Origin of the sequence: Enterococcus sp. HMSC072F02 (assembly GCF_001837725.1) — a bacterium.
GTDB lineage: Bacteria > Bacillota > Bacilli > Lactobacillales > Enterococcaceae > Enterococcus_B > Enterococcus_B lactis.
Window position 1 is genome coordinate 84800 of sequence record NZ_KV833943.1, and the last position, 14219, is coordinate 99018.

General features: G+C 40.5%; 11 protein-coding genes and 2 pseudogenes. 10 read left to right on the forward strand and 3 right to left on the reverse strand.

Translation table 11 applies throughout. The features are described from left to right. Positions 1–413: 413 nt before the first annotated feature. From aroF to pheA, 7 genes are read left to right on the forward strand one after another with little or no spacing between them, the layout of a single operon-like run. The gene (gene aroF, locus HMPREF2731_RS05415) at positions 414–1436 is read left to right on the forward strand and encodes a 3-deoxy-7-phosphoheptulonate synthase (RefSeq protein ID WP_070872501.1); all 1023 of its coding nucleotides are present in this window, start codon (positions 414–416) and stop codon (positions 1434–1436) included. Positions 1437–1468: 32 nt separating this feature from the next. Then, positions 1469–2533: a 3-dehydroquinate synthase gene (gene aroB, locus HMPREF2731_RS05420; protein ID WP_070872503.1), complete on the forward strand. Its 1065-nt coding sequence runs from the start codon at positions 1469–1471 to the stop codon at positions 2531–2533. 1 nt (position 2534) lies between these two features. Then, entirely contained in the window at positions 2535–3701 is a 1167-nt protein-coding gene (gene aroC, locus HMPREF2731_RS05425) for a chorismate synthase (RefSeq protein WP_002292025.1), read from the forward strand. Positions 3702–3717: 16 nt separating this feature from the next. After that, the gene (locus HMPREF2731_RS05430; RefSeq protein WP_070872504.1) at positions 3718–4809 is read left to right on the forward strand and encodes a prephenate dehydrogenase; all 1092 of its coding nucleotides are present in this window, start codon (positions 3718–3720) and stop codon (positions 4807–4809) included. 12 nt (positions 4810–4821) lie between these two features. Beyond that, positions 4822–6117, forward strand: coding sequence for a 3-phosphoshikimate 1-carboxyvinyltransferase (aroA, locus tag HMPREF2731_RS05435; RefSeq protein ID WP_070872506.1), 1296 nt, complete (start codon positions 4822–4824; stop codon positions 6115–6117). Next, a complete protein-coding gene (locus HMPREF2731_RS05440) occupies positions 6110–6619 on the forward strand; it encodes a shikimate kinase (RefSeq protein WP_002292022.1) in 510 nt (169 codons plus the stop codon). The genes aroA and HMPREF2731_RS05440 overlap by 8 nt, the downstream gene beginning before the upstream one ends. Beyond that, a complete protein-coding gene (gene pheA, locus HMPREF2731_RS05445; protein WP_002292021.1) occupies positions 6616–7440 on the forward strand; it encodes a prephenate dehydratase in 825 nt (274 codons plus the stop codon). Before HMPREF2731_RS05440 ends, pheA begins: the two co-directional genes overlap by 4 nt. Positions 7441–7509: 69 nt before the next feature. On the opposite strand, the pseudogene HMPREF2731_RS05450 reads toward pheA, so the two are convergent. The 3 genes and pseudogenes from HMPREF2731_RS05450 to HMPREF2731_RS15290 form a co-directional block, all read right to left on the reverse strand. After that, positions 7510–9236 (reverse strand): annotated as a pseudogene (locus HMPREF2731_RS05450) (sensor histidine kinase). Next, the gene (locus tag HMPREF2731_RS15285) at positions 9233–10162 is read right to left on the reverse strand and encodes a helix-turn-helix domain-containing protein (protein ID WP_025479417.1); all 930 of its coding nucleotides are present in this window, start codon (positions 10160–10162) and stop codon (positions 9233–9235) included. The pseudogene HMPREF2731_RS05450 and the gene HMPREF2731_RS15285 overlap by 4 nt, the downstream one beginning before the upstream one ends. A 318-nt stretch (positions 10163–10480) precedes the next feature. Continuing rightward, a pseudogene (locus HMPREF2731_RS15290) lies at positions 10481–10741 on the reverse strand (response regulator); the annotation flags it as partial. 272 nt (positions 10742–11013) lie between these two features. Here HMPREF2731_RS15290 and HMPREF2731_RS05460 point away from each other — a divergent pair. The 3 genes from HMPREF2731_RS05460 (at position 11014) to HMPREF2731_RS05470 (ending at position 14190) form a co-directional block, all read left to right on the forward strand. Continuing rightward, on the forward strand, positions 11014–12300 hold the full coding sequence (locus HMPREF2731_RS05460) for an ABC transporter substrate-binding protein (RefSeq protein ID WP_070872508.1): 1287 nt from the start codon (positions 11014–11016) through the stop codon (positions 12298–12300). A 136-nt stretch (positions 12301–12436) separates the two neighbouring features. Next, positions 12437–13306 carry a carbohydrate ABC transporter permease gene (locus HMPREF2731_RS05465; protein WP_002306540.1) on the forward strand — a complete coding sequence of 290 codons (870 nt, stop codon included), beginning with the start codon at positions 12437–12439 and terminating at the stop codon, positions 13304–13306. Continuing rightward, the gene (locus HMPREF2731_RS05470) at positions 13303–14190 is read left to right on the forward strand and encodes a carbohydrate ABC transporter permease (RefSeq protein WP_070872510.1); all 888 of its coding nucleotides are present in this window, start codon (positions 13303–13305) and stop codon (positions 14188–14190) included. The genes HMPREF2731_RS05465 and HMPREF2731_RS05470 overlap by 4 nt, the downstream gene beginning before the upstream one ends. Positions 14191–14219: the final 29 nt, after the last annotated feature.

A 14219-nucleotide genomic window follows, 5' to 3' on the forward strand; every position in this document is an offset into this window, starting at 1 on the left:
GGAGCGATTTTTTATGAAATCTAGAAAACTTACAAAACTGAATACGTATTACTTTAGCTATTTTAGATAGGTTTGTATTCATGACTTCGTGGGTACAAACAAACCAAGTTTGTATCTATGATGGCTAAAGATTTTTAAACACGACTTACAGCCACGTAGAGAAATTCATCTATAGTGGCTATTTTATATTTTTGCAGCGCTTTTTAAGGCTCGTTGAAGATGTTCACTGTAGAGGCAATTTCCTACAGGGACATCTTTTTTTGTTGATTATCCGGTTCATAAGTAGGAAAGAAGGAGCGAAAATGAGAACAATAGGACACGGTCGTTTAGTCGGAATTTATGTAAAACCACCTTGAAAAAGTAGAGAAAATCAGCCAAGATAGATAAGTAAACAAAAGAAAGCGGGAAAAACAATGATAGTAATTATGAAAAAAGAAGCAACGGAAGAACAAGTAAAAAAAGTCGTCGATCATATCGAAAAAGAAGGATTCAAAGTCTCAATCGATCAAGGAACAGAACGAGTAGTGATTGGACTAAAAGGTGATACGCGAAGTTTACAAGAAGGAGCATTTACACGCTACGAAGGAGTAGAAAATGCTGTGCGTATTTTGAACACATACAAATTGACTTCTCGAGAATTCCATCCTGGCAATACAGTCGTGGATGTAGACGGAGTAAAAATCGGTGACGGCAGTTTTGTGACGATGGCTGGTCCTTGTTCTATCGAAGGATTAGACCAAATCAGAGAATGTGCGCGGATGGCTAAAGCCGGGGGCGCAAAAATTCTGCGAGGTGGTGCCTTCAAACCACGTACTTCTCCATATGCTTTCCAAGGTTTAGAAGAAGAAGGATTGAAATACATCCGTCAAGCGGCTGATGAATTTGGAATGAAAGTGATTACTGAAGTGATGGATGAAGGACATATCGACATGGTGGCTGAGTACAGCGATATCCTACAGATTGGCGCACGTAATATGCAAAATTTCAAACTGCTATCTGCTGTCGGCAAAATAGGTAAACCTGTTGGATTGAAACGTGGGATTTCTGGTACGATCAATGAATGGCTTAATGCTGCAGAATACATTGCAGTCGAAGACAAATCTCCTGTCATTTTTATCGAACGTGGGATTCGGACTTACGAGACAGCTACACGTAATACGTTTGATTTAAGTGCTGTCCCATTGATGAAAAAATTAACTCATTTCCCTGTGATCGTTGATCCAAGTCATGGTACAGGTATTTGGGATCTTGTACCACCAATGGCCCGTGCGGGTGTGGCAAGCGGGGCAGATGGCATGATCGTAGAGATTCATCCTGATCCTGCAAATGCTTGGTCAGACGGTCCCCAATCGTTGAATGAAAAGACTTACTCACGCATGATGAAAGAAGTGACGATCATGAAAGAAGCAATGGAAAAGATCCAAACACTCGATTAATGCCAGCTTTTTAAAAGAAAGAAGTGAAACGAATGCTTACTGTACATGTTGATAACCAGAAATACGATATTCATATTGAAGAAGGTGCACTAGAACAGGCTGGATCATGGCTTCAAACGATTTGGAAGCCTCAAAAAGTAGCTGTAATCACTGATACCAACGTTGCTCCACTGTATGCGGAAAAAATCATGTTCCAATTGAGACAAGCTGATTTTGAACCAGTCCTTTCAATCGTACCGGCGGGTGAGACCAGTAAATCTTTGGAACAAGCAGCTGAGTTATACGATTTTTTGGCAGATAATGATTTTACCCGCAGCGATGGAATACTTGCACTTGGTGGAGGAATGGTGGGTGATCTAGCCGCATTCGTGGCCTCAACGTTCATGCGTGGGATCCATTTTGTTCAACTTCCGACTACGCTACTTGCACAAGTAGATTCTAGTATCGGTGGGAAGACAGCAGTCAATACAAACAAAGCGAAGAACCTTGTCGGAACATTTAGCCAGCCAGCTGGCGTATTGATTGATCCTGAGGTTCTAAAGACTTTGCCGGTACGTCGTTTACGAGAAGGGATCGCTGAAATCATCAAATCAGCAGCTATAGCAGATGCAATGCTTTGGCAACAGCTGAATGAGCTGAAAGACGAAAAAGATCTTTTAGAGCATGCTGTTCCAATCATCACTGCTACGTTGAAAATCAAGCAAAAAGTAGTGGAAGAAGATGTCTTTGACCAAGGAAATCGACTTATTTTAAATTTTGGTCACACAATTGGCCATGCAATTGAAAATACAGCAGGATATGGGGTAGTCAGTCATGGAGAAGGAGTAGCTATTGGAATGGTAGCCATCACTTCTCATGCAGAAAAAATCGGCTTGTCTCCAACTGGATCGACAGCTGCATTAGAAAGGATACTCCAAAAATTCCACCTGCCGATTACTTACGATCTAAGTCATCCAGAGGAATTATTCCACGCGATAACCCATGATAAGAAAGCAAGAGGAAGCAAATTGAATATCATCTTGCTAGAAAAGATTGGGCAAGCAAAAATCGTACCTGTTCCCACAGAGACATTCAAAGATTACTTAGGAGGACTGTAAGATGCGTTATATGACTGCGGGAGAATCCCATGGACCAGAATTAACAGCGATTATTGAAGGACTACCAGCAGGGTTACCTCTATCAGAAGAAGAAATCAATTACGAACTCGCTCGCAGACAAACTGGTTACGGCAGAGGAGGAAGGATGAAGATCGAAAAAGACCGTGTTCGGATCACGTCTGGCATCCGTCACGGCAAAACAATTGGTTCACCTGTCACTTTAGTGGTAGAAAATAAAGATTGGAAAAATTGGACAACTGTCATGTCTGTAGCAGAAGTACCTGAAAAAGACCGATCACTGCGGCGAGTTGCACGTCCGCGTCCAGGACACGCGGATTTGGTAGGCGGTATGAAATACCATCATCGAGATCTTCGGAATGTGCTTGAACGGTCCTCTGCAAGAGAGACGACCATGCGTGTAGCAATCGGCGCAATTGCCAAGAAAATTCTGGAAGAACTTGACATCATCGTAGCCGGACACGTGATTTGTCTTGGTGGAATCCAAGCAGAAATACCTGGAAATATCTCCATTCAAGAAATCAAAGAAATTTCTGAAGCATCAGAAGTACGGGTTGTTGATTCAGCAGTCGAGCAAAGAATAAAAGAACTGATCGATCAGACAAAGAAAAATGGAGACACGATCGGAGGAATTGTAGAAGTGCTCGTTGGAGGCGTTCCAGCTGGATTAGGAAGCTATGTACAATGGGACACGAAGCTAGATGCCAAAATCGCGCAAGCTGTGGTTAGTATCAATGCCTTTAAAGGAGTTGAATTTGGGGTCGGATTCACTGCTGGATCATTACCAGGATCAGAAGTGATGGATGAGATCTTATGGGAAGAAGAACGAGGCTACTTCCGACGTAGCAATAATCTAGGCGGCTTCGAAGGCGGAATGACCAATGGCGAACCACTTATTATCCGCGGGGTCATGAAACCCATCCCTACATTGTACAAGCCACTTCAAAGTGTTGATATCGATACAAAAGAACCTTACAAAGCAAGTGTAGAACGTTCGGATAGTACAGCAGTTCCTGCAGCTAGTGTCGTTGCGGAAAATGTTGTAGCCACTGTTGTAGCGACAGAGCTATTGTCAAAATTCCCAAGTGATTCGCTTGTTGAGTTGAAAGCTGCAGTGAAGGAGTACCGTGACTACTTGAAACATTACTAAAAAGGGGGCAAATAAGATGGCACAACATGTTTTTATCGTGGGGCTTGGACTGATTGGTGCTTCTATGGCACTTTGTATTCGTCAGACCAATCCAGAACTGATAGTAGTTGGTTGGGATAGTCAGTCAAAAACCCGTGAGCAAGCAGTAGAACAGCAGATCGTTGATTACGTTGCAAATGATTTTGAAACAGGTGCAGAACAAGCAGACGTTATCTTATTAGCCGTTCCCGTCCGTACAACCTTAGCTTATCTTGATGTCCTTGAAAGAATCAACTTGTCTGATCACGTCATCATTACGGATGTCAGCAGTACGAAGCAGCAAGTCGTGACATCCGCTGAGCAGAAAAATCTTCGGTTTGTCGGTGGACATCCAATGGCTGGTTCTCACAAATCAGGTATACAGGCAGCAGATGCTAAACTATTTGAAAATGCCTATTACATCTTTACACCTTCGGAAAAGACGAAAAAAGATGTTGAAAAACTGCAAGAACTATTTTGCGGAACCAAAGCAAAATATGTGACTCTTACAGCAGGAGAACATGACCGTATAACAGGAATGCTAAGTCATTTTCCACATATTCTGGCAGCTGGTTTAGTCAATCAGGCAGAACAATTCAATCAAGAATATCCGCGAGCCAAACAACTAGCAGCAGGAGGCTTTCGAGATATCACTAGGATCGCTTCCTCGGATCCTGTCATGTGGACAGATATTTTGTTGAGCAATAAGCAGATATTATTGGAACGATTGGCAGATTGGCAGCAAGAAATGACACAAATAGCAGAATGGATCATGACTGAGAACCAATCGGAAATCTTTTCTTTTTTCAATCGGGCAAAAGAAAGTCGAGACCAGTTGCCTATCCATAAGCAAGGCGCAATCCCTGCCTTTTTTGATTTATTTATCGATGTGCCAGATGTGCCTGGCGTTATTGCAGAAGTAACTGGACTGATCGGAAAAGCGGGAGTTTCTTTGATTAATTTGAAGATCCAAGAGACGCGAGAAGATATTTTAGGGATACTGCAAATCAGTTTCAAAAATCAACAGGATTTGTTACAAGCAAAAAGAACCATTATGTCTAATACCAGTTATCATTGCTGGATCAAATAGGAGGCTGGATAAATGCGATTATTACAACAAATACATGGATTAAGAGGGACTGTTAGGATACCAGCAGATAAATCGATTTCTCATCGCAGCATCATGTTTGGAGCAATTGCTGAGGGAACGACGACTATACAAAATTTTTTGCGCGCAGAAGATTGTCTGAGTACTTTACATGCCTTCCAACAATTAGGCGTCGAAATCGAAGAAGAGGAAGAGGTGATCAAGATTCATGGTCGCGGTAGCCACTCCTTTGTCCCACCAACTGAACCCATCGACATGGGAAACTCCGGTACGACGAGTCGTTTATTGATGGGTATTTTGGCTGGTCAGCCTTTTACAACGACTCTGTTCGGTGACGCTTCATTGTCTAAACGTCCAATGGGGCGAGTAATGGAGCCTTTACGCGAGATGGGTGCTGACTTGCAAGGAAATGAAAATGACCAGTGTTTACCAATCACTGTGACAGGAACCCACTCTTTATCACCTATCCGATACAATATGCCTGTAGCTAGTGCACAGGTCAAATCTGCTTTGCTGTTTGCGGCACTACAAGCAGAAGGTACATCCGTAATCGTTGAGAAAGAACGTTCCCGTAACCATACGGAAGAAATGATTCGTCAATTTGGTGGAAGGATCACAGTGGAAGATAAAACAATCATGGTGACAGGACCGCAAAAATTAACCGGTCAGCAGATCACTGTTCCAGGTGATATTTCATCAGCTGCTTTCTTTCTAGCAGCAGGACTTCTTGTTCCGGAAAGCCAGCTGTTGTTAAAAAATGTCGGGGTCAATCCAACAAGGACAGGTATCTTAGATGTGTTGGAGGAGATGGGCGCAGCGATTACCCAGACGAATCACAATAAACAGAACCAATCGGCTGATTTAAGTGTCAAGACGAGTCATTTGAAGAAAGCGACGATTGGTGGAGAAATCATTCCGCGTCTGATTGATGAACTGCCAATTCTAGCTTTAGTGGCTACTCAAGCAGAAGGAATCACGATCATTAAAGACGCAGAAGAATTAAAAGTAAAAGAAACCAACAGAATTGATGCGGTGGCAGAAGAATTGCAAAAAATGGGAGCAAAGATAAAAGCAACAGCAGATGGTTTGATCATCCATGGACCAACACCTCTGCATGGCGCAAAAGTTTCTAGCAGAGGCGATCATCGAATCGGGATGATGCTGCAAGTAGCTGCTTTGATAGCTGATGGACCTTGCGAACTAGAAGGAGCCGAAGCCGTTTCAATCTCTTATCCGGCATTTTTCGATGATTTAGCAGAACTTGTGTCAGGAGGAGAAGCTCATGGCTAGCATTTTGCTGATTGGTTTCATGGGCGCTGGAAAAACAACGATCGGTAAAGGGTTAGCTCAACGTTTACAAAAAGAGTATGTAGATTTAGATACAAAGATTGAGGAACATATCCAATTGTCGATTGCCGAATATTTTCACTATTACGGTGAAAACAGCTTTCGAAAAGTGGAGTCAAAGGTTTTAAGAAAGCTGTCAAATGAAGATAAAATTATCGCGACTGGTGGAGGAATCGTCCAATGTGCTGCCAATCGGCAATTTTTACAAACACAGCCAATTGTTCTTTACTTAGAGGCAGAAGCAGATTGTCTAATCGATCGTATCCAACAAGATAAAACGTCTATTCGACCGTTAGCTCTTGGAAAAACAAGAGAAGAAATAAAAGCCTTATTGGCACAACGACTTTCCTGGTATGAAGAGAGCGCGACACTTCGAATCAACACGACCAATGAAACACCAGAAAAGATCATCGATACCATTATAGAGAGGATCAAAAGCATATGAATGTCAGCTATCTAGGGCCAGAAAGTTCGTTCACTTATCAGGCGGCTTGCCAGCTATTTCCTACAGAACAATTGACTGCGTATGCTTCGATTCCTGCTTGTTTGCGCGCTTTGTTTCGCAAACAGGTGGATCTGGCTGTCGTTCCTGTAGAGAATTCATTGGAAGGATCTGTTCATCACACAATCGATCTTCTTTCCAAACATCCAGAAGTCGAAGTTAAAAGTGAAATCGTTCTTCCTATCAAGCAGCAGCTTTTAGGCAATGCAGCAACAAAGATTACAAAAATCCTTTCTCATCCCCAAGCACTAGCACAATCACAACAGTTTTTAGAAACGCATTATCCTAATGTTCCTTTAGTAGCAACAGAATCAACAACTGCTGCAGCAATGTATGTAGCAGAACATCCGAAAGAAGACGCAGCAGCGATTGCTTCATTAGAAACAGCACAGCATGTTGGATTGGAGATCTTAGCTGTGAATATCCAAGATAATGAGTTGAACCAGACACGTTTTTGGATCGTCGGTGACCGAAAGATGACCAGCCAGCAGCCAGTTCCAGTAAAGATGAGTGTCATCTTGACACTGCCTGCTAATCGGCCAGGGATGCTTCATAAAATGCTGGCAGCTTTTGGCTGGCGGGAGATCAACTTAAGTAAGATTGAATCCCGACCATTGAAAACTAGCTTGGGAGAATATTTTTTCGTAATCGATTTGTTATTGGACCGCCCAATGGCATTAGTAGAGAATGCGCTCCAAGAAATCAAGATGCTCGGAGGAAAAAGTCAAATATTGGGCTGTTATCCAGTATTGACAGTAGAATAGACGCGTAGATGAAAGTCAAGAATACTGATTGATTTAACTTAAAATAAATTAATCAGCGCTTGGCTATTCTTATTCTGATTGATTTTTAGGAAGAAGCGGGAGACAAATCGTTACAGTCGTTCCTGTCCCAATCACTGATTGGATCGTTATGCCATATGCATCTCCATACATTAGGCGTATCCGCTCATCTACATGACTGATGCCGATTCCTGAGAAATGATCATTTTTTTGTTTGGTATTTTCAGTATCGAAGCCATCGCCGTTATCAATCACTTCGAATAAAAGAAGCTGATTTTTTGTTTTGCCGTACACCGTGATGAATCCTTGCGTTTTATTGTGAAAAGCATGAAGATAGGCGTTTTCGATAATTGGTTGAAGGATCATATTCGGCATAGATAATGTCTGCAGTTCATCAGGAATCATTATTTTAGCCGAGATTCTTTCGCCATATCGCATACTCAAAAGATCAATGTAACTTTGTACGCTTTTGATTTCTTCCTTGACTGGAATCACTTCTTCTTTTTTTCCAATCGTACTTCTTAGTAAAGTAATGAAACTGTCGATCCCTGAACTGCTTCATCTGTTTTTTTCTGCCAAATCAAAAATTTCAAGCTAGTCAGCGTATTATAAATGAAATGGGGCTGTATCTGTGCTTGCATAGTTTGGATTTCAAGCGAACGTTTCTTCTTTTCGTCTTGGATGGTCTGTTCATAATGATGCTGCGCATTACTTAGCAATTGATTGATCGTATTCCCTAGCAATTGGACTTCATGGCTTCCTTGTACAGGAACAGTAGCTTTTAAGCCATCTTCCTCTAGCCAGTTTAGCGAATCAATCAAGCGGTAGATCGATTTTGTGTGTCGATCCAAATACATAAATGCCAATGAGCCAGCAAAAGCAAGTGTCACGATATTATACAAAATAATGGGGAAAATCACGCCCATTTGGTTAGACAAAGAATGAAGATCGACTTGACTGAGTAATGTACAATCCTGGCGGTACAGGGGAAGACGGGTCAACTGCTGTCCATTTGAAATCGTTGTTTCGCCTACTGTTAGTTTTTTGAAAATCATTGATCGGCTCCCAATTCTATTTTCTTCATTTGATGCGATGATCGTCTGTTCTTCGTTCATGAAGGAGATCTTCGATATCTCAGGATTCACTACAGATTGAAAAAGATTCGCTAGTTGCTGAGATGAGATCGATAAAACAGCATATCCGTAAATGTGATTCAATGTGTTTTTCAGTTTTTTGACAAAGAAGACGCTGGGTGCTTTCTTATCGCGAAGAGTCAATCCGTATTGTACAAAAAGCATTTGTGTATCAGCAGCACGTTCATTCACTCTCTGGGCAATCGCAGATTGAAAAAAAGAATCGGCAGATACGGCAGTGAGCATGTCGTTTCCGACAAAAGTTCTTCCGTTTTCTCCAAAGATCAACACATCGTAATCGATCATTGGATGGATTTTTGAAAGAGAGTCATTCATTTTTTGGATCGTTCTTAGCTGCTGAAGCTGTTCCATATGTTGGACTGGACCATTGGAAAAATAGCTTTCGACAGCTGGGTTGGAATCAAAAGCGGCTAATGTATTCTCGATTGCATCATTCAAGCCTTCAAATTCAGATTGGATCTTTTTTAGTACCACATCATTCGATTGATTGAACAGCTGGATATAGGCATCCCTTGATCGATGATAAATAAACAAAGAGATGACGATGGCCTGCAGAAAAAGACCGATGAACAAAATGAACAGAAGGTTGGTAAAGAGTTCATGCTCTTTGATTTTTTTTCTCATTTTACAAAAGTTCCTTTACGGTATTGAGAAGGTGTCATTCCTGTCTCTTCTTTAAAAACTCTGGAGAAATAACCCAGTTCGGTATAGCCGACTTTCTCACAGATTTCCGTCAAAGTAAGCCGTGTTTCCGTTAAAAAGAGCTTGGCTTTACTAATACGGACTTTTTTTAGATATTTTGAAAAGTTGATGCCAAATTTTTCAGTAAAGATAGCTGAAAGATAGCTATATGAAAAATGATATTTTTCGGATAGAAGTTGTAAATTGATTTCTTTCTCATAATTTTCCTGGACGAACTCGTAGATCAAAGTCAAGATATCGAAATTGTCTTTTATTGCATTTGCAGAAAAGTGGGTGAGTTTCTCAAGTGTTTCTTTGACAAGAATAGAAAAATCTTCCAAGTACTCAGCATCGGCTAATAAAGAAGGAAGGGCGATCTTGAGCAAAGAAAGTTCTTCATTCCCAACATATTCGTCAGCCAAAGCATTGAGTAATGCATAGAAACGATTGATTGCCTCATGTTTCAAATAAGCTGGATCAATAGGCTGTTCCAATATTTTCGTGAAGAAACCCTCAAGTTCTTTGACAGCTAAAGCGTAGTCTTTATGAACGATTTTTGTTAAATAGCTACTTGCTTGCTGCTCGTGGTTGGTTGATAACGGAAGAAGTTCATGCTGATAAGCAAGGTTCTTTCCCTTATGATAGAAACGTTGTCCTTTGGTACAATTTCTGATTTCTTGGAATATTTCATTGATATCTTGGATTGCAAAAGAGTCAGAAACAACAAAAAAATCACCTGGAAAAATTTCTTGACGAAACTTTTGAACAAACTTCCTAAGCGTATCTTTGGAATCAGTATTGATCACATAGCCGGATTCTTCCGAAAAGGTAGAAAAGGGATAAATAGTAAATGAATCGTCGCTATCCATCAACGAATGGATGATCGACTGTTTTTGTTTAGAGCCTTGTTTTGAACTGAATGGCCGATTTTCGGTATATACCAGAAAAAACAAGGTGTGTTCAAAAAGAAGAGGGTCAAGCAATGGACGAGTTTGTCCAGCAATCTGCTGTGAAAGATTCTCGCAGATCTGCTCATAACGATCGGTGATTGGGCTTTTGTTGGGCTTTTTTTTGATTTTTTGTGAAACGGCAATTAAGGAATTTAGAAAAAAATCAGGACTCAATCGAGGCTTTAAAAGATAATCAGCGACGCCATATTTGAAAGAATCTTTAACCATATCAAATTCATCATAGCTAGAGAGGATAAGAATCTGTGTTTCAGGTTGTTGCTGTTTTAATAGCCGCGATAATTCGATCCCATTTAGTTCAGGCATCATTACATCTGTGACCACGATATCGATTGCATGTGCCAAAGAAAAGTCAAGCGCTTTCAACGGGCTGGAAAAAGTTCCTATTAATTGAAACCCGTGCTCAGACCAATTGATCAACTGTTTCATTCCGTCTAAAATCGTCTGTTCATCATCGATAAGAATTACGCGTATTGGCATTTTTTTACCCGCCTTAAGAATAGTCTTGTAATTTAAAAATACTTATTTCTAGGAGAAAATGCAAGGATATTTTTATTTTAAAGAAACCTCCACCCTTTCGATCTTTGGTCTAGATGCTAAGATTATTCCTTTTGTCATAGTTGATTTGTATTTTTTTATTATTTTAGGAGAAATTTTTGAAGTATCTGAATAATAAAGAAACCGTTTTCAAATTTTGGTATGGTGAATGTAGCAAACATAAACAACTAAGGATGGAAAAGGAGCGGATAAAAATGAACATCAGAAAGTTAATTGCTGGAGTCGTTTGTTTAGCGGCAGCATCAGGTTTCTTAACAGGATGCGGAAGTGCTAGTAGCACAGCAGGCAACGAAGAAAAAGTCACTGTTTGGGCGTGGGATGAGACATTCAATATCAAAGCAGTGAATGAAGCAAAAAAAATTTATGAGAACGAAGAAACAGAGATAGAAGTTGTTACGATGTCTCAGGATGATATCGTTCAGAAACTGAACACCGCTTTAGCAGGCGGGAATACAGAAGGATTGCCCAATATCGTCTTGATTGAAGATTATAGGATACAAGGCTATTTGACTTCTTATCCAGATGCATTCGCTGATTTGTCTGCTATTGTAAAGGAAGATCATTTTGCACCGTATAAATTTGCGGTAAACAAAGTAGGAGAAAAAATATACGGTGTTCCTTTCGATTCGGGCGTAACAGCAAACTTCTATCGTACGGATCTGATGGCTGAAGCAGGATATACAGAAGAGGACATGGAGAATCTGAGGTGGGACGAGTATATTCAAGTGGCGCGAGATGTCAAAGAAAAGACGGGAAAGAAAATCGCTGAAGTCAATCCTTCTGATCTTGGTCGAGTAAGAATGATGATGCAACAAGCGGGAGAATGGTATACGTCCAAAGACGGGGAGACGGTCACGATCCAAGACAATGCATCTTTAAAGTATGGTCTTGAATTATTTGCCACTCTTTTGAAAGAAGACCTAGTCGAACAAACCTCTGACTGGAATGCTGGAGTAACTGCGATACAATCAGGAGCAGTAGCTTCTAGCCCAACTGGCGCTTGGTATTCTTCAACGATCCAAGGAGCAGAAGACCAATCTGGAAAATGGAAGATTGCGCCAATACCTGCACTGCCAGAAAGTTTACAAAAAGTGCAAGCTTCTAACCTTGGCGGCGCTGGCTGGTATGTGCTCAAAGGAGTAGCTGGAGAAGAATCAGCGAAAGATTTCCTCGAAGCAACGTTTGCATCGAATGAAGAACTGATGGGCACTCTTGCGAAAGAAATCGGACTGGTGTCTACGATGCTTAGTGCAAATGAACAAGAAGCTTATCAAGAAGCTTCAGAATTTTACAGTGGCCAAAAGGTCTTTGATGATTTTTCCAAATGGACATCAGAAATTCCAGAAGTGAATTACGGACATGAGACCTATGCAATTGAAGCAGTCGTAGCCGAAGCTCTTCATCGAATCATCAATGGAGAAGAGACAGACAAGGTACTAGCAGATACACAAAAACAAGTAGAAGCACAGTTGGCTAATTGATTGGTGATAAAAAAGCAAATTTCTTTGCTTTTTCATCAGACAACCGAAAAGACAAAAAAGATGGCGGCTGCCTTACAGACGTTGTCTTTCTTGTCTTTTCAATTAAATAATCGATGATAGAATTGGAGGGAAAAGAATGAAGCAGAAAGATTTATTCAAAAACGGGCATGCTTTTTTAATCTTGCCAGTCATTTTGATATCGATCATGGTTTTTATTCCGATGGTTTTGGCTTTGATCACGTCTTTTCAAAGTGGTCCCCCTGTCAATATGAGATTTAACGGATTAGGTAATTATCAGCGGATGCTGACAGATGCTACTTTTAAAAAAGCTTTTTTCAATACGTTCCTATATTTACTAGTTCAAGTACCAATCATGCTGTTTCTAGCGCTTTTTATTTCCAACCTCTTAAATGATAAAAAGCTGAAATATAAAGGGTTGTTTCGAACAGCTATTTTTCTTCCGTGTATCACTTCGATGGTCAGTTATTCTCTGATCATGAAAAGTCTATTTTCTCAATCTGGCCTTGTAAACAACTTGTTGTTGGGCATTGGTATGATTGATACACCGATTGGCTGGCTGACTCATCCAATTTGGGCGAAAGTTCTGATCATTCTTTCGATCACTTGGCGTTGGACTGGATACAATATGATTTTTTTCCTTTCAGGCATGCAAAATATTGATTCGGAGATTTATGAAGCAGCATCTATTGACGGTGCTTCTAAATGGCAGCAGTTTATCAAAGTGACGATCCCGAATTTAAAACCGATCATTTTGTTTACTTCCATTACTTCGACGATCGGGACATTGCAGCTTTTTGATGAAGTACAAAATATTACTGGCGGGGGTCCAGCAAATGCAACGACCACCTTGTCTCAATACATCTATAATTTGAGTTATAAATTCACGCCTAATTTTGGATATGCGGCAGCAGTTTCCTTTGTTATTGTTGCCTTTATTGTGATATTGTCGATAATCCAAACGAAAGTAGGAGGAGAGAGTCGATGAAAAGCATGGTAGAAAAAGAACCGATCGAACATCCCAACGTCAAAAAACAAGCCTTAGGACTTCGTTCGGCAATTGGGTCAGCATTAAAGTATACAGCATTAAGCATCCTATCATTTATTTCCATTTTCCCTTTTGTCTGGATGATTCTGGGAATGACGAATACACCCGTGGATATCACATCGGGAAAAATAAAGATTGGCAGTAACTTGATCATCAATTTTCAAAATTTGTTTTCCAATGAACTGAATTTTACTCGTTCCCTTTGGAATTCAGCAATGATCGCTTTAGTGACCACTGTGTTTGCATTGCTGATTTCGTCAATGGCAGGATATGGATTTGAGATTTATCAAAGCAAGCGAAAAGACTTGATTTTCAATATTCTACTGCTATCGATGATGGTTCCTTTTGCGGCGTTGATGATCCCTTTGTATCGAATGTTTTCACAATTGAACGGAACGATTTTGGGAATCAATAGTTTCTTAGTTGTAATCTTACCATCTGTCAGCACTGCTTTTTTGATCTTCTTCTTCCGACAAAATGTTAAATCCTTTCCAAAAGATCTAGTAGAAGCCGCTCGATTAGACGGTCTAAAAGAACTAAGTATTTTTTTTAGAGTATATATGCCGACGGCTAAAAATACCTGTGCAGCGGCAGCAATCATCACATTCATGAGCAGTTGGAACAATTATTTATGGCCCTTAGTGGCTTTGCAATCTCCTGATAAACGGACGGTTCCGCTTGTTTTATCTGCTATGGGTGCTTCCTATACGCCAGATTATGGAATGATCATGGCTGGATTAGTCATTGCTACTTTACCAACTGCCATCGTATTTTTTGTTTTGCAAAAGCAATTCGTTCAAGGAATGATCGGCTCTGTAAAATAAAAAACAACAGCAAGTGCGTCCCTACAAAG

Coding starts and splice junctions, on each gene's coding strand:
- aroF (WP_070872501.1), top strand. CDS start 414: ATGATAGTAATTATGAAAAAAGAAGCAACGGAAGAACAAGTAAAAAAA.
- aroB (WP_070872503.1), top strand. CDS start 1,469: ATGCTTACTGTACATGTTGATAACCAGAAATACGATATTCATATTGAA.
- aroC (WP_002292025.1), top strand. CDS start 2,535: ATGCGTTATATGACTGCGGGAGAATCCCATGGACCAGAATTAACAGCG.
- HMPREF2731_RS05430 (WP_070872504.1), top strand. CDS start 3,718: ATGGCACAACATGTTTTTATCGTGGGGCTTGGACTGATTGGTGCTTCT.
- aroA (WP_070872506.1), top strand. CDS start 4,822: ATGCGATTATTACAACAAATACATGGATTAAGAGGGACTGTTAGGATA.
- HMPREF2731_RS05440 (WP_002292022.1), top strand. CDS start 6,110: ATGGCTAGCATTTTGCTGATTGGTTTCATGGGCGCTGGAAAAACAACG.
- pheA (WP_002292021.1), top strand. CDS start 6,616: ATGAATGTCAGCTATCTAGGGCCAGAAAGTTCGTTCACTTATCAGGCG.
- HMPREF2731_RS15285 (WP_025479417.1), bottom strand. CDS start 10,162: ATGGATAGCGACGATTCATTTACTATTTATCCCTTTTCTACCTTTTCG.
- HMPREF2731_RS05460 (WP_070872508.1), top strand. CDS start 11,014: ATGAACATCAGAAAGTTAATTGCTGGAGTCGTTTGTTTAGCGGCAGCA.
- HMPREF2731_RS05465 (WP_002306540.1), top strand. CDS start 12,437: ATGAAGCAGAAAGATTTATTCAAAAACGGGCATGCTTTTTTAATCTTG.
- HMPREF2731_RS05470 (WP_070872510.1), top strand. CDS start 13,303: ATGAAAAGCATGGTAGAAAAAGAACCGATCGAACATCCCAACGTCAAA.